Source organism: Pseudomonas sp. TZ252 (assembly GCF_056110345.1).
This window is the reverse complement of the sequence record NZ_CM148566.1, coordinates 4,825,137-4,845,053: the sequence shown is the minus strand read 5'-3', so window position 1 is coordinate 4,845,053 and position 19,917 is coordinate 4,825,137. Positions and strand designations below refer to the sequence as shown.

At 64.9% G+C, this 19,917-nt stretch carries 31 protein-coding genes; 15 read left to right on the top strand and 16 right to left on the bottom strand.

Annotation, left to right across the window (positions count from 1 at the left end):
• Nucleotides 1-60: 60 nt before the first annotated feature.
• The gene (locus ACYAF3_RS22625) at nucleotides 61-774 is read left to right on the top strand and encodes an endonuclease (RefSeq protein WP_003124481.1); all 714 of its coding nucleotides are present in this window, start codon (nucleotides 61-63) and stop codon (nucleotides 772-774) included.
• Between the two features lie 18 nt (nucleotides 775-792).
• The gene (locus ACYAF3_RS22620) at nucleotides 793-1,311 is read left to right on the top strand and encodes a thermonuclease family protein (RefSeq protein ID WP_003114413.1); all 519 of its coding nucleotides are present in this window, start codon (nucleotides 793-795) and stop codon (nucleotides 1,309-1,311) included.
• On the opposite strand, the gene ACYAF3_RS22615 is transcribed toward ACYAF3_RS22620, so the two are convergent.
• Entirely contained in the window at nucleotides 1,286-1,516 is a 231-nt protein-coding gene (locus ACYAF3_RS22615; RefSeq protein ID WP_003090795.1) for a hypothetical protein, read from the bottom strand. The genes ACYAF3_RS22620 and ACYAF3_RS22615 overlap by 26 nt on opposite strands.
• A 65-nt stretch (nucleotides 1,517-1,581) precedes the next feature.
• Nucleotides 1,582-1,815, bottom strand: coding sequence for a DUF3509 domain-containing protein (locus tag ACYAF3_RS22610; protein ID WP_003090796.1), 234 nt, complete (start codon nucleotides 1,813-1,815; stop codon nucleotides 1,582-1,584).
• 222 nt (nucleotides 1,816-2,037) lie between these two features.
• Here ACYAF3_RS22610 and ACYAF3_RS22605 point away from each other — a divergent pair, with 222 nt between their 5' ends.
• Nucleotides 2,038-2,937, top strand: a complete 900-nt coding sequence (locus tag ACYAF3_RS22605; RefSeq protein WP_003090797.1) for a YihY/virulence factor BrkB family protein — start codon at nucleotides 2,038-2,040, stop codon at nucleotides 2,935-2,937.
• Here ACYAF3_RS22605 and ACYAF3_RS22600 read toward each other — a convergent pair.
• Together ACYAF3_RS22600 and ACYAF3_RS22595 are read right to left on the bottom strand one after the other, a co-directional pair.
• Complete coding sequence (locus ACYAF3_RS22600; RefSeq protein ID WP_003108875.1) at nucleotides 2,927-3,244, bottom strand: hypothetical protein; 318 nt, start codon at nucleotides 3,242-3,244, stop codon at nucleotides 2,927-2,929. The two genes, ACYAF3_RS22605 and ACYAF3_RS22600, sit on opposite strands and share 11 nt — an antisense overlap.
• A gap of 155 nt (nucleotides 3,245-3,399) precedes the next feature.
• Nucleotides 3,400-3,843: a YqaA family protein gene (locus ACYAF3_RS22595; RefSeq protein ID WP_003099113.1), complete on the bottom strand. Its 444-nt coding sequence runs from the start codon at nucleotides 3,841-3,843 to the stop codon at nucleotides 3,400-3,402.
• A gap of 135 nt (nucleotides 3,844-3,978) precedes the next feature.
• Here ACYAF3_RS22595 and ACYAF3_RS22590 point away from each other — a divergent pair, with 135 nt between their 5' ends.
• The gene (locus tag ACYAF3_RS22590; RefSeq protein WP_003090800.1) at nucleotides 3,979-4,353 is read left to right on the top strand and encodes a DUF5064 family protein; all 375 of its coding nucleotides are present in this window, start codon (nucleotides 3,979-3,981) and stop codon (nucleotides 4,351-4,353) included.
• Between the two features lie 110 nt (nucleotides 4,354-4,463).
• Complete coding sequence (locus ACYAF3_RS22585) at nucleotides 4,464-4,793, top strand: ElaB/YgaM/YqjD family protein (RefSeq protein ID WP_003090802.1); 330 nt, start codon at nucleotides 4,464-4,466, stop codon at nucleotides 4,791-4,793.
• A gap of 65 nt (nucleotides 4,794-4,858) precedes the next feature.
• Here the strand turns inward: ACYAF3_RS22585 and ACYAF3_RS22580 are convergent, their stop codons facing one another.
• Complete coding sequence (locus ACYAF3_RS22580; protein WP_003090804.1) at nucleotides 4,859-5,056, bottom strand: hypothetical protein; 198 nt, start codon at nucleotides 5,054-5,056, stop codon at nucleotides 4,859-4,861.
• A gap of 179 nt (nucleotides 5,057-5,235) precedes the next feature.
• Between ACYAF3_RS22580 and ACYAF3_RS22575 the strand changes: the two genes are divergently transcribed.
• Both ACYAF3_RS22575 and eco read left to right on the top strand, forming a co-directional pair.
• Nucleotides 5,236-5,466 carry a DUF2789 domain-containing protein gene (locus ACYAF3_RS22575; protein WP_003090806.1) on the top strand — a complete coding sequence of 77 codons (231 nt, stop codon included), beginning with the start codon at nucleotides 5,236-5,238 and terminating at the stop codon, nucleotides 5,464-5,466.
• A 348-nt stretch (nucleotides 5,467-5,814) separates the two neighbouring features.
• Entirely contained in the window at nucleotides 5,815-6,285 is a 471-nt protein-coding gene (eco, locus tag ACYAF3_RS22570) for a serine protease inhibitor ecotin (RefSeq protein WP_003090808.1), read from the top strand.
• A gap of 52 nt (nucleotides 6,286-6,337) precedes the next feature.
• Here the strand turns inward: eco and ACYAF3_RS22565 are convergent, their stop codons facing one another.
• Together ACYAF3_RS22565 and ACYAF3_RS22560 are read right to left on the bottom strand one after the other, a co-directional pair.
• Complete coding sequence (locus ACYAF3_RS22565) at nucleotides 6,338-6,724, bottom strand: hypothetical protein (RefSeq protein WP_003160516.1); 387 nt, start codon at nucleotides 6,722-6,724, stop codon at nucleotides 6,338-6,340.
• 186 nt (nucleotides 6,725-6,910) lie between these two features.
• A complete protein-coding gene (locus ACYAF3_RS22560) occupies nucleotides 6,911-7,354 on the bottom strand; it encodes a PACE efflux transporter (RefSeq protein WP_003090812.1) in 444 nt (147 codons plus the stop codon).
• 102 nt (nucleotides 7,355-7,456) lie between these two features.
• Here ACYAF3_RS22560 and ACYAF3_RS22555 point away from each other — a divergent pair, with 102 nt between their 5' ends.
• A complete protein-coding gene (locus ACYAF3_RS22555; RefSeq protein WP_003108881.1) occupies nucleotides 7,457-8,344 on the top strand; it encodes a LysR family transcriptional regulator in 888 nt (295 codons plus the stop codon).
• Nucleotides 8,345-8,554: 210 nt separating this feature from the next.
• Here the strand turns inward: ACYAF3_RS22555 and ACYAF3_RS22550 are convergent, their stop codons facing one another.
• Entirely contained in the window at nucleotides 8,555-8,869 is a 315-nt protein-coding gene (locus ACYAF3_RS22550) for a hypothetical protein (protein WP_003090814.1), read from the bottom strand.
• Nucleotides 8,870-9,233: 364 nt separating this feature from the next.
• Between ACYAF3_RS22550 and ACYAF3_RS22545 the strand changes: the two genes are divergently transcribed.
• Both ACYAF3_RS22545 and ACYAF3_RS22540 read left to right on the top strand, forming a co-directional pair.
• The gene (locus ACYAF3_RS22545) at nucleotides 9,234-10,511 is read left to right on the top strand and encodes an OprD family porin (protein WP_003099122.1); all 1,278 of its coding nucleotides are present in this window, start codon (nucleotides 9,234-9,236) and stop codon (nucleotides 10,509-10,511) included.
• 156 nt (nucleotides 10,512-10,667) lie between these two features.
• Nucleotides 10,668-11,039: a hypothetical protein gene (locus ACYAF3_RS22540; RefSeq protein ID WP_003160518.1), complete on the top strand. Its 372-nt coding sequence runs from the start codon at nucleotides 10,668-10,670 to the stop codon at nucleotides 11,037-11,039.
• Nucleotides 11,040-11,081: 42 nt separating this feature from the next.
• Here ACYAF3_RS22540 and ACYAF3_RS22535 read toward each other — a convergent pair whose 3' ends face one another.
• Together ACYAF3_RS22535 and ACYAF3_RS22530 are read right to left on the bottom strand one after the other, a co-directional pair.
• Nucleotides 11,082-11,426, bottom strand: a complete 345-nt coding sequence (locus ACYAF3_RS22535) for a cupin domain-containing protein (RefSeq protein WP_003090818.1) — start codon at nucleotides 11,424-11,426, stop codon at nucleotides 11,082-11,084.
• 111 nt (nucleotides 11,427-11,537) lie between these two features.
• Complete coding sequence (locus tag ACYAF3_RS22530) at nucleotides 11,538-11,747, bottom strand: hypothetical protein (protein WP_003090820.1); 210 nt, start codon at nucleotides 11,745-11,747, stop codon at nucleotides 11,538-11,540.
• 269 nt (nucleotides 11,748-12,016) lie between these two features.
• Between ACYAF3_RS22530 and ACYAF3_RS22525 the strand changes: the two genes are divergently transcribed.
• A complete protein-coding gene (locus tag ACYAF3_RS22525) occupies nucleotides 12,017-12,205 on the top strand; it encodes a hypothetical protein (protein WP_003090821.1) in 189 nt (62 codons plus the stop codon).
• 14 nt (nucleotides 12,206-12,219) lie between these two features.
• Here the strand turns inward: ACYAF3_RS22525 and ACYAF3_RS22520 are convergent, their stop codons facing one another.
• Nucleotides 12,220-12,411, bottom strand: a complete 192-nt coding sequence (locus tag ACYAF3_RS22520) for a hypothetical protein (protein WP_003099127.1) — start codon at nucleotides 12,409-12,411, stop codon at nucleotides 12,220-12,222.
• Between the two features lie 348 nt (nucleotides 12,412-12,759).
• Here ACYAF3_RS22520 and ACYAF3_RS22515 point away from each other — a divergent pair, with 348 nt between their 5' ends.
• Nucleotides 12,760-13,455, top strand: coding sequence for an alpha/beta hydrolase (locus ACYAF3_RS22515; RefSeq protein WP_003090823.1), 696 nt, complete (start codon nucleotides 12,760-12,762; stop codon nucleotides 13,453-13,455).
• A 47-nt stretch (nucleotides 13,456-13,502) separates the two neighbouring features.
• Here ACYAF3_RS22515 and ACYAF3_RS22510 read toward each other — a convergent pair whose 3' ends face one another.
• Nucleotides 13,503-14,402 (bottom strand): Dyp-type peroxidase, encoded by a 900-nt coding sequence (locus ACYAF3_RS22510; protein ID WP_003119903.1) that lies wholly within the window; start codon nucleotides 14,400-14,402, stop codon nucleotides 13,503-13,505.
• A 341-nt stretch (nucleotides 14,403-14,743) separates the two neighbouring features.
• Nucleotides 14,744-15,325 (bottom strand): TetR/AcrR family transcriptional regulator, encoded by a 582-nt coding sequence (locus tag ACYAF3_RS22505; protein WP_003090825.1) that lies wholly within the window; start codon nucleotides 15,323-15,325, stop codon nucleotides 14,744-14,746.
• A gap of 87 nt (nucleotides 15,326-15,412) precedes the next feature.
• On the opposite strand from ACYAF3_RS22505, the gene ACYAF3_RS22500 reads away from it, so the two are divergent.
• On the top strand, nucleotides 15,413-16,381 hold the full coding sequence (locus ACYAF3_RS22500; protein WP_003114421.1) for an enoyl-CoA hydratase/isomerase family protein: 969 nt from the start codon (nucleotides 15,413-15,415) through the stop codon (nucleotides 16,379-16,381).
• Between the two features lie 5 nt (nucleotides 16,382-16,386).
• Complete coding sequence (locus ACYAF3_RS22495; RefSeq protein ID WP_012613943.1) at nucleotides 16,387-16,869, top strand: DUF6632 domain-containing protein; 483 nt, start codon at nucleotides 16,387-16,389, stop codon at nucleotides 16,867-16,869.
• 150 nt (nucleotides 16,870-17,019) lie between these two features.
• Here ACYAF3_RS22495 and ACYAF3_RS22490 read toward each other — a convergent pair whose 3' ends face one another.
• The 3 genes from ACYAF3_RS22490 to ACYAF3_RS22480 form a co-directional block, all read right to left on the bottom strand.
• Nucleotides 17,020-17,430 carry a nucleotide triphosphate diphosphatase NUDT15 gene (locus ACYAF3_RS22490; RefSeq protein ID WP_003099138.1) on the bottom strand — a complete coding sequence of 137 codons (411 nt, stop codon included), beginning with the start codon at nucleotides 17,428-17,430 and terminating at the stop codon, nucleotides 17,020-17,022.
• A gap of 21 nt (nucleotides 17,431-17,451) precedes the next feature.
• Entirely contained in the window at nucleotides 17,452-18,231 is a 780-nt protein-coding gene (locus tag ACYAF3_RS22485) for a PhzF family phenazine biosynthesis protein (RefSeq protein ID WP_003114424.1), read from the bottom strand.
• A gap of 86 nt (nucleotides 18,232-18,317) precedes the next feature.
• Nucleotides 18,318-18,557 (bottom strand): hypothetical protein, encoded by a 240-nt coding sequence (locus ACYAF3_RS22480; RefSeq protein WP_003114425.1) that lies wholly within the window; start codon nucleotides 18,555-18,557, stop codon nucleotides 18,318-18,320.
• A 331-nt stretch (nucleotides 18,558-18,888) separates the two neighbouring features.
• Here ACYAF3_RS22480 and ACYAF3_RS22475 point away from each other — a divergent pair, with 331 nt between their 5' ends.
• Nucleotides 18,889-19,914 (top strand): diguanylate cyclase, encoded by a 1,026-nt coding sequence (locus tag ACYAF3_RS22475; protein ID WP_003451910.1) that lies wholly within the window; start codon nucleotides 18,889-18,891, stop codon nucleotides 19,912-19,914.
• Nucleotides 19,915-19,917 lie beyond the last annotated feature (3 nt).

The following is a 19,917-nucleotide window of genomic DNA, read 5'->3' as shown; positions in this document are numbered from 1 at the left end:
GGCCACGATTGGCATCTCCTGCAAAATCAGTAACATGCGGATTTTTTTGGAAGTTGCCGCATGCTTTCCCGTTTGTTTGTAGGCCTTTTCGCCCTCCTCCTCGCCAGCACCGGCCAGGCCAACGCCCCGCGCACATTCTCCGAAGCGAAGAAAATCGGCTGGAAGCTCTACGCCCGGCAATCCGTGGAGTTCTACTGCGGCTGTCGCTACTCGGGAAATCGTGTCGACCTCGCCAGTTGCGGCTACAAGCCGAGGAAGAACGCCAACCGCGCGCGGCGCATCGAGTGGGAACACATCGTCCCGGCCTGGGTGATCGGTCACCAGCGGCGCTGCTGGCAGAACGGCGGGCGGAGCAACTGCGCGAGGCACGACAGCACCTACCAGCGCGCCGAAGCCGACCTGCACAACCTGGTGCCGAGCATCGGCGAGGTCAACGGCGACCGCAGCAACTTCGGCTTCGGCTGGCTGCCGCAGAAACCCCAGCAATATGGCGCCTGCCCGATGGTGGTGGACTTCAAGGCGCGCAAGGCGATGCCACGCCCGCAGATCCGCGGGATGATCGCCCGCACCTACTTCTACATGAGCGACCGCTACGGCCTGCGCCTGTCGAAGCAGGATCGCCAGCTCTACAACGCCTGGCACAAGCAGTACCCGCCACAGACCTGGGAGCGCCAGCGCAACCACATGGTCGGCTGCGTGATGGGCTGGGGCAATCCCTATGTCGGCCCGGTGGACCTGGCGACCTGCAGCAACCTATCCTCGCGTCGACGCTGACCTCCGCCGGAGTAGCCCATGATCTTCCGCACCCTCGCCCTGTTGCCGCTCTGCGCCGCCCTGGCGTTCGCCGCCGACGCCGGGGAGCGCCGCTTCGACTGCACGGTGGTGGCGATACACGACGACGCCAGCCTGGGCTGCCGCCTGCCCGGCGCGAACAAGGCGCTGCGCATCCAGCTCAATGCCGTCGAGCTACCGGCCGCCGAGCCCTGGCGTCGGCGCGCCCGGGAAGCCCTGGAAGACATGCTGCTCGGCAAATCGGCGACCATCCGCGAGCAAGGCCGCGACGCGCGCTTCCGCATCCTCGGCGCGGCCTGGGTCACCCCGGCCGACTGCCCCACCTGCGGACATACCCTGGATGCCGGGCTGGCCCTGCTGACCATTGGCCTGGCCAGCTGGCGCGACGCGCCGGACAGCGGCCAGACGGCCGAGGCGCGCGGCCAGTACCGGTTCGCCGAGGAAGAAGCGCGGGCGCGCAAGGCTGGCCAGTGGCGACCGCGCGACGCCGCTCCTAGAGATGGATCTCCGCGAACTTGATGCCCAGCCCGCGCAGCTCCTTGACCGCGTCGTCGAGCCGGCGGAACGACATCACCTCGTCGCTCTCGTCGACCAGGAAATAGCTGCGCCCGCCGTCCTTCTTGAAGAACACGATCCATTCCCTGGCCAGGGTGGGATTGGCGATGATGTGGGTCGCCGAGATCTTCCCTGCCGCCTGCCTGTCCCGAACCTTCTCGCGCTTCATTGCCTTCCCGTCAGCTGTGTGGAAAGGCGGAATTATCGCATCATCGGTTCCCGCGGCGAAAAAACTCAGCGTGCCGCCATCGCCATTTCCATGCCCGGCACGGCCAGTTCCCGGCGGATGCTGCGGATCAGCCACTCGGTCTCCGGCGGCGCGCTGAGCTGCGGCGAGGGTATGGTGCGAGCCACGTAGCGGCCGTCGGCGGCCTGCAACTGCAACAACAGCGCGCCGTCATGGCGGCTCTTGCTGGACAACTGGAACTCGGGAAAGGCAGCGGCGATTTTCTTCAGGTCGACAGACATGGTGCGCTCCATTTCTGAGAAGTTGGACGGAGGCCCGCCGCGCGGCGGGCAGGCGCAGTCTGGCTAACGGATGCGACCGAATGATGACGCCGGCGACGAACCAATTCGCCCGCCGTGGCGTCCCAGAAAGGACGCGACGAATTTCACCCAACGGAAAATGCCTGGCGGCAAGCGGCCATCGGTGGTCGATCGTCATCGGCACGCACACAGCAAGGAGATGGAATGTTCCGTACGGCTTATCGGGAAATAGGCCTGTTCGGCCTGGTCAAGCGCACCGTGAACGAGTTCCTTGAGGACGACATGCCGACCTACGCCTCGGCCCTCGCCTACCAGATGCTGTTCTCGCTGTTTCCGTTCCTGCTGGTGCTGATCACCCTCGTAGGCTACCTGCACCTGCCGGAGTTCTTCGCCTGGCTGCGCGAGCAGGCGGCGTTGCTGCTGCCGCCCGAGGCGATGGATCAGGTCAACCCGGTGATCGACCAGTTGCAGCAGCAGAAAGGCGGCCTGCTGTCGATCGGTATCGCGGTGGCGCTGTGGACCTCCTCGGCGGGCATCCGCTCGATGATGATCGCGCTCAACGCCGCCTACGACGTGAAGGAGAGCCGCCCGGTATGGAAGCGCTTCTCCCTGTCGATCCTCTACACCCTCGGCATCGCCCTGTTGTTGCTGGTGGCGGCCGGCCTGATGGTCACCGGGCCGCAGGTGATCGCCTGGATCGCCGGCCTGGTCGGTCTGGAACAGTACCTGGTGACGCTCTGGACCTGGCTGCGCTGGCCTCTTGCGGTGTTCCTGCTGATGCTCGCGGTGGCGCTGTTCTACTACCTGGTGCCGGATGTCGAGCAGCGTTTCCGCTTCATCACTCCCGGCTCGGTGCTCTCGGTGATCGCCTGGATCGCCGCGTCCCTCGCCTACGGCTTCTACGTGAAGAACTTCGCCAACTACAACGCCATGTACGGCAGCATCGGGGCGATCATCATCCTCCTGCTGTACTTCTACCTGTCGGCGGCAGTGGTGCTGTTCGGCGCAGAACTGAACGCGGTGATCGAGCACCATTCGGAAGACGGCAAGGATCCTGGCGAGCGCGAACTTCCGGACAACGACGACCCCGAACTCAAGGCTTGAGCAGGGCGTCGGCCTCGCTGACGCTGGCCTTGCCGGTGGCGCGCCGGTACAGACACAGCTCGCGGCCCTGGCGGCCCTGCATGTGCGGCTGCGGATAGCGGCCCTGCAGGAGCAGCGCCGAATAGCCCACCTCATCGTCGAAGGGCAGTACCTGCCCCACCGCGCGTACCTGGCGCAAGCCGCTGGCTTTCAGGCAGGCGGCACGCACCATGGCGTCGTGCGCCTGCCACGCCTCGGCCGTGGAAGCCCAGGCCGGCGCCGAACCGAGCAGCAGGCAGACCAGCGATCCCGCAACCACCCTCGACATTGCGCACCTCGCATCGCCGGAAACAGGCAGGAAAAGAGAAGCCCCCGGGACCACAGCGGCAACTAAAGGCCCCGGGGGCGATGAGGCGGCAGTTACACCTCGCAGCAATGGACATTGCCCCGCGAAAAATAGTTCTACGCTCGCCGACGAAGCGCTCAGCCGGCCCAGCCCAGCACCAGCGCAGCCAGGGCCAGGTAGCGGAGCGTCTTGGCCAGGCCGACGATCAGCAGGAAACTCCAGCAGGGCTCACGCATGATGCCGGCCACCAGCGTCAGCGGATCGCCGATGACCGGCACCCAACTGAGCAGCAGGGTCCAGCGGCCGTAGCGGCGATAGTGTCGCTGCGCCCTGAGCAACTGCACCTCGCCCACGGGAAACCAGCGGCGACCGCGGAAATGCTCGAGGTAGCGACCCAGCCACCAGTTGACCCAGGAACCCAGCACATTGCCGACGATGGCCAGCGCCAGCAGCCACGCGACCGACTGGCCGCCGCGCAGCAGCAAGGCGGCCAGCACGGTTTCCGACTGCAACGGCAGCAGGGTCGCCGAACCGAACGCCGAGAGGAACAGCCCGGCGTACGCGGCCCAGTCAGTCAACACCCGAACGCTCCCAGCGCCATTCGCATCCCCGCTCCAATCCGGAAAAAACTGACCTGGGACAGCCGTCCCGAGGCCGGCGAAGCATACCCTGGCAGGCAAGGGCATTTCCCCGGTTATCCGAAAAGGAGGCAGGCCATGTTCATTCCCGGCCATCTGCATCTCGCCTCGGCCAGCGAAGTCGACCGCCAGGCATTCGATATCCACCTGCGCTACCGGGTCCTGGAGGCCGAGGCCCGCCCGGTGGCCGTACACTTCGACATGGAGGGCCGGATCGACGGCCAGCCTTTCAGCGAAAGCTTCGAACTGCCACGCGACGCCGCCGTGCATTTCGCCAGCCGTGCCAGTCGCCTGGCCCGACGCCACGGCCTGCGCTTGCGGCAGGGACCGATCGTGCGCCAGCGCCGCGAGTACGACGCTATGTTCGACGACCTGCGCCGACGCCTGAAACTCAAGAGCGGCGAAGCGATCGACCTCGACCGCTACCTGCGCGGCGAGGCCGGGGCATCCTGAAACGGCTCTCCCGCATGCTACGGAAACCCCCGACGCAGGCCATGCCGTGCAACTTTCAGCGAAGCGGGCGACTCCATACCTAGGTAACCATCCTCGTCAAGGAGACCGACATGACTCTGAAAACCCGCTCCGCTCGCGCCAAGCAGGCTATCCAGGACCAGGCCATGGCCGAACTGCAGGACCTGATCGCCGAGGTGGACCAGTTGATGAGCGGCACCGGCAGCCTGGCCGGCAAGGAGGGCGCGAACCTGCGTGAACAGATCAATTCCGTGCTGCATCGTGGTCGCGACGCCATCGAGCGCACCCGCCGCGGCGTGGTGCAACGCAGCCAGGCGGCCGCCGAAGCGACCGAGGAATACGTCGAGGACCATCCCTGGCAGACCATCGCCGTATCGGCCGGCGCCGGCTTCCTCCTCGGCCTGCTGGTGGGCCGCCGCTAGGGCGTTTCCGCAGGCAACAGAAAGCCCGCGCTCGGCGGGCTTTTCGGCAAGGCAAGGGCCTTGGCTCAGGCGGAGATCGCCGCCTCCAGCGGCCAACTCAGTTCCCAGGTTCCCTTCAAGGCTTCCGCCTCGTCACGGCTGGTGAAGGGGCCGGCCCACATGGCGCCGTCCACCATCAGGATCCAACAGGCCAGCAATCCCTTGCTGCGCAGCGATTCGGGAACGGACGTCCCCACCAGCACGGCGACTTCGATTCTGGACATAGGCTGACTCCGGTTATCATTAGCTTGCTAATAATAAGCGCCCGCCCCTTCGCCATGAAGCGCGCCGCGCACAACAGTCTTTTTCATCTGCGACAAAATTACCCACCCCCGGCTCCCACGGCGGCCCTGCCGTCCCGCCGGCTATAGTGGAAAAAACAGCGAGTCCAGGAGGAACCGTCATGGACACCAGCCCGCACACCTTTTCCAACCTGTTCCGCCAGTTGGGGCTCCCCGCTGGGCGGGACGACATCGTCGCCTTTCTCGCCCGGCACCACCTCGAGGAGGGCACGGCGCTGCCCGATGCGCCATTCTGGAACCCTGCCCAGGCCAGCTTCCTGCGCGAGGCCCTGGCCGAGGACTCCGACTGGGCCGAACAGGTCGATGAACTGGCCTTGCAACTGACCCGCTGAAAAAAACGCAAACTGATGCGCTGACGGCTCTATCGTGCGGAACTTGCTATGAGTTGGCGGGGAATTTCAAGTCACCGGCATCGATAGCCACTATCAGCCCAAAGCATTTTTCCCCAGCGGAGCGGCGTGAGATCGTAGCGGCGTCGGGAGAACCCCAAGTCCCCGACGCTCCTTTGAAGACCATCGCCCTCCCCCCGCAGATGGTCTTTTTTTTGCCCGCGATTCGGCCGTGCCCCGACCGGCTGGCCCAGGACATGGAACATTCCGTTACGTCCCCCACTGAACTTTTCACCCGTGCCTCGGTGTCTTACCCTGCTCGCGTTACCACGTAAGGAGAACCTCAAGGACATGAAAGCACTACTGATCGCCGCCGGCGTTGCCGCTCTTTCCAGCACCGCCATGGCCGCCAAACTGGATGAAAAGGTTCCCTACCCGAAGGCAGATGCCGGCTTCACCCGCCAGGTCATCCACCTGCCGAAACAGGACGCGGAAGACGCATTCAAGGTCGAGATCATCGCCGGCAAGACCCTCGAGGCCGACTGCAACCAGCAGCGCCTGGGCGGCGAGCTGGAAGAACACACCCTGGAAGGCTGGGGCTACTCCTACTACCGCCTGGACAAGGTCAGCGGGCCGATGAGCACGATGATGGCCTGCCCCGGCCAGAAGAAGGAGCAGCGCTTCATCCCGGTGGTCGGCGAAGGCTTCCTGCTGCGCTACAACAGCAAGCTGCCGATCGTGGTCTATGCGCCGAAGGACGTGGAGGTCCGCTATCGGATCTGGTCGGCGTCCGAAAAGGTCGAGAAAGCGGTCAGCGAATAAACGCCGCGCATGAAAAAGCCGCCCACGGGCGGCTTTTTTCGTTGCGCCGGCGTCAGCCCGGCACCAGGCCGATGTTCAGGCCGGAGTCCACGGTGATCCGGTAATGCGTGGTCTGCCCGTTCTGCACATGCACCACCTGCTTGGGCGCCTCGCCGCGGCAGATCCCATCGCCCTGTACGGATACCACCCGCAGCCCCGCCGGAAGACGGAAACGCGCGCTCTCGCCGGCCTGGATCTCGGCGGCCAGGCGGCTATCGATGATCAAGCGGGTATTGCAGACGCTGCCGAGGAACTCGCGGTCCCGGGAAACCACCAGGAAGGCGTCGCCGTCGTCACGGAACTGGTAGTTGTACAAACGCTCCTTCGGTACCTGGTCCGTCTCGTCGAGCGAGGGCGTCGATGTCGAACAACCCGCCAGCAAGACGGCCCCCAGTAGCATCCCCAAAATCCGCATAGTGACCCCAATCCGTTCATCGAAATGCCGCACCCCATCCTCGCCGGGGCAGACCTTCATGGCTTGCGGTCGTACTTCCTCCCTGAACCGGCACCACAGCGCACGTCCGTCTAAGGTAGGCGATTTGCCCCGGCCAAGGCGAGCGCGAATGGCGCTGAAGAAAAAAAATCCTCAGACGGAGGCCGCCTCGCCGGCCGGCAACGCGGAAGTCGGGAGGCCGAACAGGCGATCGAAGGCCCAGTTGAAGAGGAAGGTGTAGCACGGGATCAGGACGATCAGCGCCAGGTCCAGCCAGAACGCCTCCAGCAGGGAAATCCCCATCCACCAGGCGATCAGCGGGATCAGGTAGACCACCAGGGTCAGCTGGAAGCCGATGGCGTGCGCCACCCGCCGCGCAATGCTGCGTCCGCGCACGGCCTGGCGCCGCTCCCAGAACTCGAACAGGCAGTTGTAGATGAAGTTCCAGGTCACCGCGACGGTGGTGATCACCACCGCCAGGGGGCCGGTGGTAGTGGGCGTGGAACCGGCGAGCAGGGCCAGCCCCAGGGTCGAGATACTCATCCCGATCAATTCGTAGGCGGTCACGTAGACCAGTTTGCGCTTGATGCCTTGCACGTGGACCTCTCGGGCGTGATAGCGGAAAGGCGGGCAAGGTTGGATCAATTTTCTTGACAGAAAAAGTCAGCAGCTTTCAGATCTGCTGATAGGAGAATTGCCATGAACTTTTCCAGCGATACCATCGAGCTGTTCCTCGCCGTCCTCGACCGCGGCTCCTTTTCCGGCGCCGCCCGTGCCTTGGGTCGAGTGCCTTCGGCGGTGAGCATGGGCATCGCCAACCTGGAGGCGGAGCTGGGTTTCGCCCTTTTCGAGCGAACCCACCGCGAAGCCCGTCCTACGGCGCTGGCCAGGGCCCTGGCACCGCAAGCGCGGATGATCGCCGAGCAGCTCGCTCAGTTGCAGGTGCATGCGCTGGAACTCTCCCAGGGATTGGAAAGCCGCCTGTCGCTCGGCGTGGTTGCGGACATCGACAGCGGGCGGCTGTTCGGCGCCCTCCGCACCCTTTCCGAGCGCTACCCGCTGCTCGATGTCGAGGTGCTCAGCGCGGCGCAGGACGATGCCCTCGCCCTGCTCCATGGCGGCCGCATCAGCCTGTGCTTCGGATTCGCCGGCATCAGCGTGAACCCGCAGGAGCGCTTCCAGTATGTCGGCGCGGAATCGCTGGTCGCGACCATCTCGCCGCACCATCCCGCCCTGCAGAAGCCGGGGCATGCGCTGTACCTGGAAGAGCTGGTGAACGTGCGGCAGATCCTGGTGGCCAGTTGCGACCTGCCGTTGGCCGACACCCGTCCGCTGATTGCCGGCGCCTGCTGGCGCACCGACAGCCTGGGCACGGCGCTGGAAATGGTCGAGGCGGGGATCGGCTGGGGCAATTTCCCGTTGTCCCGGGTCGCGCCGCTGCTGGCAACGGGAAGGCTGGTACGCCTGGACTTCAGGAATACCAAGAACGAGCTGAAACTGCCTGTCCACGCTATCTGGCTGAAAAACCAGCCATTGCGCAAGGCCGCCCAGGAACTGGTTGGCATGCTGGCCACCCGTCCCGATTGAAGCGTTATGCAATGCACTTCACAGAAAAAACGAGACCCGTCACGCGAATCGCCGCACACGCCGGCTCCCCGGCCTCCAGTACTTGATCTCGATCAAGCGCAGCGCCGGCCATAGGCAGATGATCGTTCTGCGGCCATCCTCCGTTTGCGGCCGTAGAGCTCCGGACACTTCATGCTAGGGGGGCCGGAGCTCTTCCCTCTTCCTCGCGGCTCAGGAACAGGTCCTGGCCGCATCGATGAAGGCCCCGCGGGTGACCCAGGGCTGCTGATCATGGATTCGCACCAGGCTGCCACCCCTCGCCGGCTGCACCTCCAGCCACTGACCGGCGTCCGCCAGGCGATAGCCGCGGCCTTCCTCCACCAGCGCCACGCCCGGCGCCTGGCGTTGCCACTTGGGCAAGACGCACATCGCGTAATCGTAGGGAGCCTTGCTGGTGCTGGCGGCCAGCGCCGGGGCGTTCGAAGCGGGAGGCGAGGCACAGGCGGACAGGGCCAGGGCGGCGAATACAGCGATAAGAATCTTCATGTCACGTCCCTCTTTGTCGATCCGTTCACGATTCGACGGTATCACCGCCCAAAGCGAGAACTGCAGCGACTTCGCGGCATGGTACTTATCGATAAGGTTGATATTGCAGGCGCATGACGAAGCGATCCGGCAACGCCCGATTCAGAGCCTATGGAAGGGGCTTTCCTTGCAATTTGGTTATTAGCAAATGACTCGAAGCTTTCTTGGATCGAACAATGTTCTGGTATTGTTGCGCCGCCAACGGGAGAAACAAGAAACCAGAACCGCCACGCACGGTAAATGGGACAAATGACTCCCGTGCACTTCGAACCTTGCGCTTCCTTCAATTTCAGCGCACATCAAGCCAACAACCAGGAACAATAAGATGTTGAAGAAAAGGATTTGCCTGCTGGCACTGGGCATCGCGACTGCAAGCCAGGCGATGGCCAATGACCAAGAAGCAGCAAAGGGGTTTGTCGAGGACAGCCACCTCGATCTGTTCTTCCGCAATGGCTACATCAGCCGTGACTACAAACATGGCCGGCAGGACAAGGCCGAATGGGGCCAGGCCGCCACTGCCACCTTCACCTCCGGCTTCACCCAGGGGACGGTGGGCGTCGGTGTCGACGCGTTCGGCCTGTACGCGGTACGCCTGGACGGCGGCAAGGGTCGTAGCGGCGCCGCCGGTATCGATTTCTTCAAGCAGGGCGACAGCGGCTCCGCGGCGGACGATCTGTCCAAGGGCGGCGCGGCGGTGAAGTTCCGCATCTCCAACACCGTGCTCAAGTACGGCGACCAGATGCCCAGCCTGCCGGTGCTCAGCTACGACAACTCGCGCCTGCTCCCGGAAAGCTACAGCGGCACCCTGATCACCTCCAAGGAGATCGAGGGCCTGGAGCTGAACGCCGGTCGCTTCACCGCGGAATCCCGCAAGAGCGCCGAAGGGCGCGACAGCGGCGGCCTGAAGAGCATCAACGTGTTCGGCGGCAAGTACGCCTTCACCGATCACTTCAACGCCTCGCTGTACGCTTCCGACGTCGAGGACGTACTGAAGAAGCAGTACATCAACCTGAACTACACCATCCCGCTGCAGGCCGACCAGTCGCTGAACTTCGACTTCAACGGCTATCGCACCAAGCTGGACAGCGACTTCGCCGACCAGAACTTCAACGGTAACCGCGACAACAAGATCTGGAGCCTGGCGGCGTCCTACACCATCGACGCCCACACCTTCATGATCGCCCACCAGCGCAACACCGGCGACACCGGCTACAACTACGGCTGGTACCAGAACGCCGGCGGCATCGGCGACGGCGGCACCACCATCTGGCTGGCCAACTCCTACTGGTCGGACTTCAACGCCGAGGACGAGCGTTCCTGGCAGGTCAGCTACGCCCTGGACTTCGCCAAGTACGGCGTGCCCGGCCTGACCTACCGCGTAGCCTACGTGCGCGGCGACAACATCAAGACCGCCGAGACCAGCAACGGCAAGGAGCGCGAGATATTCAACCAGGTCCAGTACGTGGTGCAGAGCGGTCCGGCCAAGGACCTCACCCTGCGTCTGCGCAGCTCGTTCCTGCGTGTCTCCAACGACGCCCGCTCGTACAACGACGACGGCAACGAAATCCGTGCCTTCGTCGAGTACCCGTTCAGCGTGTTCTGATCGAACCTGCGAGCGCGACGAGAACCCCGGGCCAGTCCCGGGGTTTTCTTTTTTGCGTTTCGTGCGCCAGTTCAACCTTATCGGGTAGAGCCGTACAGCTTCGGAAAGCCAGTGATAGCATTCGCTCTCGCTTGCCATTGCTTATCGATATCGACAATGCCGTTCCGGAAACACCTTCTGCTCCCCCTCCTCGGTCTTGCCCTGCTGCTCGGCGGTTGCGGTCCTAGCGTCAGCTACTCCTACATTCCGCCGACCAGCGATGCCGGCCTGCACTGCGTGAGCCAGTGCAATGCCGAGAAGCGCCAGTGCAAGACCCTCGCCAAGCTGCAGCAGCGCCAGGACGAGGCGCTCTACCAGGCGCAGAGCACGGCCTACAACTACTGCATGCAGAACAGCGACAAGAAGAAGCGCAAGTCCTGCCCCTACCCGCAGCGCAACTTCGATTTCGGCGACGACTGCCAGGACGAGTACCGCAGTTGCTACCAGTCCTGCGGCGGCACCATCCGCCGCATCGTCCACCAGGACTGAGGCGCGACGTCCGGCAGGCATCCCGGACGTGCGGCAATACCGTCAGGCGAAGACGAAGTACTTGCGCACCGTCTCCACTACCTCCCAGGTACCACGCAGGCCCGGCTCGATGACGAACACGTCGCCCGCCCTCAGGTGCACCGGCTGCTCGCCTTCCGGGGTGATGATGCAGTAGCCGTCGAGGAAGTGGCAGAACTCCCAGCGTTCGTAGTTCACCTCCCACTTGCCCGGCGTGCAGATCCAGGTGCCCATCAGCTTGCTGCCGTCCGCCGAGGCGTATGCGTTGAGGTTGACGGTATGCGGATCGCCGTCGATCCGCTTCCACTTGGTGGCGTCCAGCACGGGTACGGGACAGGTATCGCGCAGTACGGTGATGAAATCTGACATGGTCGCTCCAGGAAGGCAGTGGATGAATGCCTCACCATAGGGCCCCGCGCGGGGCGCCGGTTGTCTGGGTTCGACATCCGCCTAGCTGAAAGCGCTAGGCAGCCCGTGCGCTCAGCGACGCCTGCCATTCAGCGCTGCCAGCAGGTCGCAGACCATGATCAGCAGCAGCATGGGTACGGCGAACGGAAAGAACGCCAGCGCCGCGTATTCGTAGGCCTGGCCCGTCCACCACAGGCAAAGGCTGGCGACCGCCACGAGCAGGAAGCTGGCGGCGACGATGAACTTGCACAAGCGCGAGGCGAATCTGAGCGTATCGTCCACGACGAATCTCCTTCGGCGACTCCCCCGCAGTCTGCCGAAACCGCTCTGTCCCGGCGGTGACGCAAGAATGACGATTCGGACAGAATTGTTGCGCCTGCCGCAAAACTTCATTCCACTTTGTTAGCTGGCTAATCAAATTCCCCCTTGATATCGTCTTTTTCGCCAGATCCCCAAGGCCTGGCAAATGTCCCTTGTACAGGCCATTACCAACCCTCCCCCCGCTTGGTAATGGCCTTTTTTTCCCTTCTGCCGTAGTCCATGGAGATCGCATGCCACGCATTGCCCTGGTCCTGGGCGTGCTGCTGGTCAGCGCCTGCGCACAGCCTGTCACGCCGGACTCGATAGTCGAGGAATCGTTTTCCCGCAGCGCCAGCGAACGCCAGCTGGAAGAGCTGAACCGCCAGGGCCTTCCCTACGAGCAGTACCGGCTGCGCCGCCAGCGCATTCTCGGCCGCTGATCCCGGCACCGCGCCTAGCGCTTCTTCGGCACCACCGCCCGCACCGCCTCGCAGACGACCAGCCCGACCATCAGCGGGATCAGCAGCGGCAGGATCGACATCGAGAGGTTTTCCGCTCCCGAGCTGAGGAGAAACGGAAACTGGCTGAGGAAGGCGACCATCGCCAGGCTGAGCAGGATCAGCAGGCCGTAGAGGCATGACGCCAATTTCAGAGCTTTTTCCATGACCGGGTAGAAAGTGAAGGATTCGGAAGAAAATCTACCCGCCCCGCTCCCCCGGTATGGCGAGAAGCAAGATTTTTTCAGATTCGGGTGCCCCGAAAAGACGCGAACCCGACCGACCGATCACCCCTCCATGCCCGTCGCGACAACCCGATCGGTCGGGTCCGGACTTGCAACATACCGCCGTGCCGATATCACGTCGCCTACCGGAACAAGGAGTTGTTCTTTTCGACGAACGTCCTCGCCTCCCGCTATCGCCCGCCCATCGCGACCTCGTATGCTCGCCGGGCGATGTCTCATGCCAGCAACCCTCACCCACAAGGGAGCAACACGATGAGCAACCTGCCTGCGATCATCCTGGTCCACGGCTTCTGGGGCGGCGCCGCCCACTGGAGCAAGGTCATTCTCGAACTGAAACGCCTCGGCCACGACAACCTGCATGCCGTCGAACTACCGTTGACCTCGCTGGCGGACGATGCCGAGCGGACGCGCAAGATGATCGCGCAGCAACAGGGGCCGGTCCTGCTGGTCGGACACTCCTATGGCGGCGCGGTGATCACCGAGGCCGGCAACCAGCCGAATGTGGTCGGGCTGGTCTATATCGCCGCCTTCGCCCCCGACAGCGGCGAAAGTCCCGGTGGCATCACCCAGGAGCACTTGCCCCTGGCCGCAGCGAACCTGGCGCCGGACAGCGATGGCTATCTCTGGGTGAAGGCGGACAGGTTCCACGAAAGCTTCTGCCAGGATCTCGCTGCGGACGAAGGGCTGGTCATGGGCATCACCCAGAAGGCTCCGCTGGCCAGCACTTTTGGCGATGCCATCGGCAGCCCGGCCTGGAAGAGCAAGCCCTCCTGGTACCAGATTTCCAGCGCCGATCGCATGATTGCGCCGGAGAACCAGGAGCGGATGGCCGCGCGGATCGCACCGAGGAAGATCGTCACCCTCGATGCCAGCCACGCGTCACTGGCCTCGCGAGCGAAGGAAGTAGCGGCGCTGATCGACGAGGCCGCCGTGGCCACCGCCCACTAGCGCCGCGCAGGACGCGGCAGCAGGCCTGGCCTGCTGCCGCGGCGGGCTCAGAGGCCGAGGGCGGACAGGTCGAGGCGGCCGTCGGCCATGGGCGGACACCAGAAGTAGCTGCCGCTGATCGGCCGGGTGAAACGGAACAGGCCATCGAGCACCCCGTCTTCCACGCCGATCATCCGTAGCCACTGGACCTCGAAGGCCTCGAACGAGCGGCCGAAGGCGGCGAACAACAGCCCCGCGCGGTGCTCGTCGGACCAGGGCGCGCCGCGCCGCAGGAGGAACGCGGCGGGCTCGAAGCTTTCCTGCTCGGTGCGCTTGACGTGGGCGTAGGCCGGCGCGTCTTCCAGTTCTTCGTCGTCGGACTTGCGGCGGCCGATGATGTTGTCCATCTCCTCGCCGGGGATCGCCTGCATCCGGTCGAAGTCATGCAGCCACTGCTGGACAGCAACGAAACTGCCGCCATCCAGGCCCGCACCGCGCCCGGAGACCAGCGCGGCTTCGAGCGCCGCATCGCCCTTGGGGTTCTCGGTGCCGTCCTTGTAGCCGGACAGGTCGCGGTCCTCGCCGTAGAGGAACGCATCCACCGCGCCGGTCCGCTGGAAGGCCGGCGCCAGCGACCGTTCCAGCGCGTGCGAGCGCAGCGTCACCTCGCCGCGATCCTCGCCGCGCAGCCAGCACCACAGCGCGGAGGGCGTGGACGGCAGGTCGATGCCGGGCGCGGCGAGCACCGGATAGTCCTTCATGCCCTCGACGGTCTTGCCGAGGCTGAGCATCAGCGAATGGCCGATACCCACCACCAGCTGGTAACCATCGGTGGCCGCGGCCAGGCTGGCCAAGGTCGCGGCCACCTGCTCGGGTTGGGAAATGCTGAAAAACAGGTAGCGACCCACCACCGGAATCGGGGTGAGAATGCCTGGCTGAGCCGCGCTCATGTTGCCTCCATCTATCATCAGGCCGTGCGCCGCTCGTGGCGATGCACCTTCGATCTCGTTCTGGTTCGAGCAATGCTCGGTTTCGGAGCGCAGCGGCGGGCGACGCCAAGCGAAGCGGCTCCGAAATACCCGCGCATCCTAAACCGGTGCAACGCCAGAGACCACTCGAAGACGAGGGAAAAGCGCGAAGTCGGACCTGCGTCGCTCAGAACTCCATCGGCATGAGACCGACCACCAGGCCGGCGACGGCAAGGGCAAACACCAGCAGGGCCTTGGCGAGTTCGAGATGATGGGCGTTCATGGGCTTACCTGTCGGAGGGAAAGCCTGACGCTAGACGCCGAACATTGCAGTTGTGCAATCAGTCCCGGTCCGCTTGCGGCGAAACCGCTCCGCTCGCCGAAAGCAGGCCCAGCGCATGCTCCAGCGCCGCATCCAGGACCTTGTCGCGCGCCACCTCGCTCGCCTGGGCACGCGCGAGAAGCACCGCGCCGACCGACAGGCAGGTGAGCACCCAGGCCCGGTTCTCGTCGCCCATCAGTTCGGCCAGCCGCCGTTGCCGCTGTTCCAGGGCGCGTTCGAAGGTTTCCCGCACCTCGGGCCCTGCCCGGCCCACCTCGGCGGCCAGCGCCGGAATCGGGCAGCCCATGTCGGCATGCTGCGCATGACCGCGACTGAGGTAGAGACGGGTGGCGCCGGCCAGTTGCTCCAGGCTGTCCAGCGGAAAGGCATCGTGCTGGGCGCTCAGCTCGCGCTGCAGGATCGCTTCGAGCAACTCCGCCTTGCTGGAGAATTGCGAGTAGAACGCCCCGGTGGTAAGACCAGCCGCCTTCATCAAGGTGTCCAGGCCGGTGCTGGCGAAGCCCTGGCGCTTCACCAGCGGAGCGGCCTTGCTCAACAGCAGGGCGCGGGTGGCCTGTTTCTGTTCCGGTTTGTAGCGCATGCCGACTATCCGTTGGTTGGGGAGACGATGTCGTCACATTGGATAATGATCGTTATATAACGTTCGTTATCCAATGAGGAAGCCGCAATGACTCTAGCACCGCGACACCTGCGCATAGAACAACGAGGACGCGTCCTGCAAGTCCTGCTCGACAATCCCCCGGCGAACTTCCTCACCACGGCGGTGATGCAGGAGCTGGCCGACCTGCTGGAAGACCTTGAGCAACGCCAGGACATCGGTGCCGTCATCCTTTCCGGAGCGGCGGACGGGGTCTTCCTGACCCACTTCGACGTCGACGAGATCGAGCGCGCCGTCGCCCCCATCACCTTTTCCATGCCGGCCTGGCTGACACGCCTGCTGCTGGAAAGCGAAAGCCTCCTGCGCCACTTGCCTGGGGCGAGGAAGCTGCTGCGGCGCACCCTGCTGGCAGGCGTCGCCGACATGAACCTGTTCCATGAGGTCACCGCGCACATGCGCCGCATGGACAAGGTGTTCATCGCCGCGATCAACGGCCTGGCCCTGGGTGGCGGCTGCGAGCTGGCGCTGGCCTGCGACCTGCGCCTGATGGCCGAGGACGACCAGGTGGAACGCTTCCTCGGCCAGCCGGAAGTACTCATCGGCCTGATACCGGGAGGCGGCGGCACCCAGATGCTGGCGCGCAGCCTGGGCGTAGCCAGGGCCCTGGAGCTGTGCCTGGAAGGGCAACTGCTGGAGCCGCGCCAGGCCCTTGCGCTGGGCCTGGTCAACGGGCTGGCGCCAGCGGAGGAGCTACTGGAAGCCGCCGACGCGCTGGCGCAACGCCTGTCCCGGCGCTCACCGCAAGCGGTGCGCCTGATCAAGCGTTCGATCTACCAGGCGGCTTCCCGCGACTGGACGGAAGGCATGGCCAGCGAAAAGGCCGGCTTCCTCTCCGCCGCCTCCCAGGGCAATACCCGCCGCGCCATGCGCGAATACATCGAACGGGTGCGCACCATCACCCGGGAAGAGCGCCCTTTCCGCCGTGCGGATTTTGACGACCTGACCGAAGGCAACGCCATCGACATGGCCTACAGGTGATCTGCATGACTGCCTCCTCTTCCCCGGTTTCCGCCACGCCTTGGCTGACCCTGAGCATTCGCCTGATGGCCGGCGGCTTCCTGCTGTTCTTCGGCCTGGCCCTGGCCACGCTGCTCCTGCGGCTCGACCAGTCGCTGCTCGACTCCGACGCCGGGCGCCTGCTGCTCCGCCTGGTTCGCTGGGGCGACCAGCAAGGCGGCGGACAGCACTATGAGCTGATGATCTCGACGATCTACCTGGTCTGGGGCGCATTCCTCTGGCGCGCCGCCAGCCAGCCCTTCCGCCACCGGCTGTTCATCGACTTCACCGTAGCGGCCAATGCCGCGCACTTCGGCCTGATGTTCCTGCAGGGACTGTTGATGCCCGGCGAACACATCCACCTGGCCGGCGATGTCCTGCTGGGCTGGGCCTCGCTGCTGCCGCTGATGCTGTTCTGGATACCGCAACGCAAGCGGGCAGCCCCTTCGCTCGCCGTCGAGCGGAGGTGACGACAGTGGAACGGCCCCCAAAGGGGCCTAGCAGTTCGAACAGGCTCCTCTTGATGCCGTTGCGGACTGGCCTATGCTCACGGTGTGTGCGAACCCCAAGGGTATTTCCCGACCAGCTCCCCCGCGGTCGGGATTTTTTTTGCCTGTCGCTCAGCGCTTCGGGTCGAAGGGCGAATAGCCCCGCCGGCGCAGGCTCGCCAGGGGCGCGAACAGCGGCTCCGGCAGATCGGCCCAATCGAACCAGGCCCAGCCGTCGCACTTGTCCGGCTCCATGAGGCGCGCCTCGGCATCCTCCGCGCAACCGGCCAGGATGAACGCGGTGAGGTAGTGGCGCCCCTCGAAGACGTCATTGCTGAACGGGCCGTGGCGCAGTTCGCTCAGCGCCAGGCCGGTCTCTTCCAGGGCTTCGCGCAGGGCGCAGTCCTCCACCGCCTCGCCGAACTCGAGATGGCCGCCGGGCGCCGACCAGCAGCCAGCGCCATGACTGCCCTTGCGGCGCCCCAGCAACACCTTGCCGTCCCGCAAGATCAGGACGCCCACGCCTACCTGCGGTGCCGGCATCGTCGTACTCCTGCTTCGGGATCAGAGATGGAGCGTACCGCTCATGTACAACGCCGCCTTGCCGGAGATGACCACCCGCTCGCCGCGCACGTCGCATTCCAGGCGCCCCTTGCGCGCCCCGCCCTGCTCGGCGCTCAGCCGGGTCTTGCCCAGGCGCTGCGCCCAGTACGGCGCCAGGGAGGTATGCGCGGAACCGGTCACCGGGTCTTCGTTGACGCCGACGTTGGGCCCGAACCAGCGCGAGACGAAATCGAAGCGCTGGCTGCGCGCGGTCACCGCCACCCCGCGGCACGGCAAGCCCTTCAGCCGGGCGAAGTCAGGCGCCAGGGCGGCGATTGTCTTTTCGTCGTCGACCACCACGAGGTAATCGTCGGTCTTCAGCACTTCCGCCTCGGCAATACCCAGCGCCTCCAGCAGTCCGTCCGGTGTCGCGCAAGGCTCCGGACGCTTGGCCGGGAAGTCCATCGCCAGCGAGTCGCCCTCGCGCCGCACGCTCAGCTCACCGCTACGGGTAGCGAAACGCAGTACCGGGGAAGCGTCGTCGAGCTTGTGGATCAGTACCCAGGCCGTCGCCAGGGTCGCATGACCGCACAGGTCCACCTCGACCTGCGGCGTGAACCAGCGCAATCGATAGTCGCCGTCGCGGCCGACGACAAAGGCGGTTTCCGAAAGATTGTTCTCTTCCGCGATGGCCTGCAGGCGCTCGTCGTCCAGCCAGGCATCGAGGGGGCAGACCGCCGCCGGATTGCCCTGGAAGGGACTGTCGGCGAATGCGTCTACCTGGAAGATCGTCAGTTCCATGTTCCGGACTCCTGTATCGATGGGCTGCGCACCTTAGCAGCCGGACCGAGACCAGGACAATGCCGCGCCCCGCGCAGGCGCCTCGCTCAGATCTGACGGATATCCAGCAGCGCCCAGACCTGGTAACCCTGGCGCTTGGCTTCCTTCTCCGCTTCCAGTTGCGCGGTGACCTTGCTGATGGAGCGCGAGCGATGTTCGAAACGCAGCGGCAATCCCGCCCCGCCCTTGCGCACGCTCAGTTCGACGATGGTGTAGCGGACCGGCTGGCTGGCCTCGGTCCGGACCTTTTTCGGTCGCGTTTCGGCAAGGCCCAGCGCCTTGCGCATCTGTTCTTCAGAGTAGATTTCCTGCACGCATTCACCCAGATTGAATAAAACCCGCAAATCCTATTGGTTCGCGACCCCACTTGCCAGGATAGTCGGCGAAGCGGGTCACACATCGACGCGAAAATCGCGCCTACCAGATCCGGCAGCTTCATCGAAACCGCCGCCGACATAAGCTGTGGGCGCTGTACATCCCTGGATCCTTTCCCGGCCTGCTCCACGCGGCCGGGATTTTTTTTGCCCTCTTCACCCTTGCGCCGACTGCGGACGCCAGGCTGGCCTTCAGCCTGTCCGGCAGCTATACCGAAAGTCTCCACCGTGATCAGGATCCAGTATGCTCGCCTGCCCCCTCCCTCCCGACGAAGCCCTGCGCCAGCAGGCCCTGGACGACATGGCGCTGGTCGACACCCCCGCCGAACACTACCTGGACGCCCTGGTGGAACTGGCGCGGGAAACCTTCGGGGTGAAGACCGTGCTGATCAGTCTGATCGACCACGACCGCCAATGGTTCAAAGCCCGTATCGGCCTGGATGCCGAACAGACGCCGCGCGACCTGTCCTTCTGCGGCCACGCCATCCTGGCCAGCGAACCGCTGATGGTGACGGACGCCTCCAGGGATCCGCGTTTTCACGACAATCCGCTGGTCACCGGGCCGCCCTTCATCCGCTTCTACGCCGGCGAGCCCCTGCACGCCAGCAATGGCCAGGCCATCGGCACACTCTGCCTGATCGACCCGAGCCCGCGGCTTCTGGATCTCCGGGAAGGACGCCAGCTCAATCGACTGTCGATCCTGGCCGAAGGATATCTCCAGCTACGCAGCCTCACCGAGCACACCCGCTTCCTGCGCCAGGAGATCGACCGGGAGCAGCGCAAGTCACTGCTCGACCCCCTCACCCAATTGTGGAACCGGGCCGGCTTCCACGCGCTGCACCAGCATGAACTGGAGTTGGCGCGGGCCAGCGACCAGCGCATCGGCATCATCTACAGCGATATCGACCATTTCAAACGTATCAACGACACCCTGGGGCACCGGGCCGGCGACAGCGTCCTCCGCGAGGCGGCTTCGCGACTGCGCGCGGCGCTGCGGCCGGAAGATCTCCTGGCGCGTTTCGGCGGCGAGGAGTTCGTGGCGATGGTCCGGGTCTGCGAGACCACGGAACTGACCATGATCGCCAATCGCATCCGCGAACTGATGGAAGCGACCCCGATCGACTGTGCCGGCACGTCCGTGCCGGTGACCATCAGTGCCGGCTGTACCCTGGCCGGCAGCGGCGAAGAACCGGAACGGGCACTCGCCCGGGCGGATGCCGCGCTGTACGACGCCAAGCGTGCCGGACGCAACCGGGTGGTCAGCGTCTGACCA

What these genes read in the sequence shown, in the direction of transcription:
- ACYAF3_RS22625 (WP_003124481.1), top strand. Translation starts at nt 61, where the DNA reads ATGCTTTCCCGTTTGTTTGTAGGCCTTTTCGCCCTCCTCCTCGCCAGC.
- ACYAF3_RS22620 (WP_003114413.1), top strand. Translation starts at nt 793, where the DNA reads ATGATCTTCCGCACCCTCGCCCTGTTGCCGCTCTGCGCCGCCCTGGCG.
- ACYAF3_RS22615 (WP_003090795.1), bottom strand. Translation starts at nt 1,516, where the DNA reads ATGAAGCGCGAGAAGGTTCGGGACAGGCAGGCGGCAGGGAAGATCTCG.
- ACYAF3_RS22610 (WP_003090796.1), bottom strand. Translation starts at nt 1,815, where the DNA reads ATGTCTGTCGACCTGAAGAAAATCGCCGCTGCCTTTCCCGAGTTCCAG.
- ACYAF3_RS22605 (WP_003090797.1), top strand. Translation starts at nt 2,038, where the DNA reads ATGTTCCGTACGGCTTATCGGGAAATAGGCCTGTTCGGCCTGGTCAAG.
- ACYAF3_RS22600 (WP_003108875.1), bottom strand. Translation starts at nt 3,244, where the DNA reads ATGTCGAGGGTGGTTGCGGGATCGCTGGTCTGCCTGCTGCTCGGTTCG.
- ACYAF3_RS22590 (WP_003090800.1), top strand. Translation starts at nt 3,979, where the DNA reads ATGTTCATTCCCGGCCATCTGCATCTCGCCTCGGCCAGCGAAGTCGAC.
- ACYAF3_RS22585 (WP_003090802.1), top strand. Translation starts at nt 4,464, where the DNA reads ATGACTCTGAAAACCCGCTCCGCTCGCGCCAAGCAGGCTATCCAGGAC.
- ACYAF3_RS22580 (WP_003090804.1), bottom strand. Translation starts at nt 5,056, where the DNA reads ATGTCCAGAATCGAAGTCGCCGTGCTGGTGGGGACGTCCGTTCCCGAA.
- ACYAF3_RS22575 (WP_003090806.1), top strand. Translation starts at nt 5,236, where the DNA reads ATGGACACCAGCCCGCACACCTTTTCCAACCTGTTCCGCCAGTTGGGG.
- eco (WP_003090808.1), top strand. Translation starts at nt 5,815, where the DNA reads ATGAAAGCACTACTGATCGCCGCCGGCGTTGCCGCTCTTTCCAGCACC.
- ACYAF3_RS22565 (WP_003160516.1), bottom strand. Translation starts at nt 6,724, where the DNA reads ATGCTACTGGGGGCCGTCTTGCTGGCGGGTTGTTCGACATCGACGCCC.
- ACYAF3_RS22555 (WP_003108881.1), top strand. Translation starts at nt 7,457, where the DNA reads ATGAACTTTTCCAGCGATACCATCGAGCTGTTCCTCGCCGTCCTCGAC.
- ACYAF3_RS22550 (WP_003090814.1), bottom strand. Translation starts at nt 8,869, where the DNA reads ATGAAGATTCTTATCGCTGTATTCGCCGCCCTGGCCCTGTCCGCCTGT.
- ACYAF3_RS22545 (WP_003099122.1), top strand. Translation starts at nt 9,234, where the DNA reads ATGTTGAAGAAAAGGATTTGCCTGCTGGCACTGGGCATCGCGACTGCA.
- ACYAF3_RS22540 (WP_003160518.1), top strand. Translation starts at nt 10,668, where the DNA reads ATGCCGTTCCGGAAACACCTTCTGCTCCCCCTCCTCGGTCTTGCCCTG.
- ACYAF3_RS22535 (WP_003090818.1), bottom strand. Translation starts at nt 11,426, where the DNA reads ATGTCAGATTTCATCACCGTACTGCGCGATACCTGTCCCGTACCCGTG.
- ACYAF3_RS22525 (WP_003090821.1), top strand. Translation starts at nt 12,017, where the DNA reads ATGCCACGCATTGCCCTGGTCCTGGGCGTGCTGCTGGTCAGCGCCTGC.
- ACYAF3_RS22515 (WP_003090823.1), top strand. Translation starts at nt 12,760, where the DNA reads ATGAGCAACCTGCCTGCGATCATCCTGGTCCACGGCTTCTGGGGCGGC.
- ACYAF3_RS22510 (WP_003119903.1), bottom strand. Translation starts at nt 14,402, where the DNA reads ATGATAGATGGAGGCAACATGAGCGCGGCTCAGCCAGGCATTCTCACC.
- ACYAF3_RS22505 (WP_003090825.1), bottom strand. Translation starts at nt 15,325, where the DNA reads ATGCGCTACAAACCGGAACAGAAACAGGCCACCCGCGCCCTGCTGTTG.
- ACYAF3_RS22500 (WP_003114421.1), top strand. Translation starts at nt 15,413, where the DNA reads ATGACTCTAGCACCGCGACACCTGCGCATAGAACAACGAGGACGCGTC.
- ACYAF3_RS22495 (WP_012613943.1), top strand. Translation starts at nt 16,387, where the DNA reads ATGACTGCCTCCTCTTCCCCGGTTTCCGCCACGCCTTGGCTGACCCTG.
- ACYAF3_RS22490 (WP_003099138.1), bottom strand. Translation starts at nt 17,430, where the DNA reads ATGCCGGCACCGCAGGTAGGCGTGGGCGTCCTGATCTTGCGGGACGGC.
- ACYAF3_RS22485 (WP_003114424.1), bottom strand. Translation starts at nt 18,231, where the DNA reads ATGGAACTGACGATCTTCCAGGTAGACGCATTCGCCGACAGTCCCTTC.
- ACYAF3_RS22480 (WP_003114425.1), bottom strand. Translation starts at nt 18,557, where the DNA reads ATGCGCAAGGCGCTGGGCCTTGCCGAAACGCGACCGAAAAAGGTCCGG.
- ACYAF3_RS22475 (WP_003451910.1), top strand. Translation starts at nt 18,889, where the DNA reads ATGCTCGCCTGCCCCCTCCCTCCCGACGAAGCCCTGCGCCAGCAGGCC.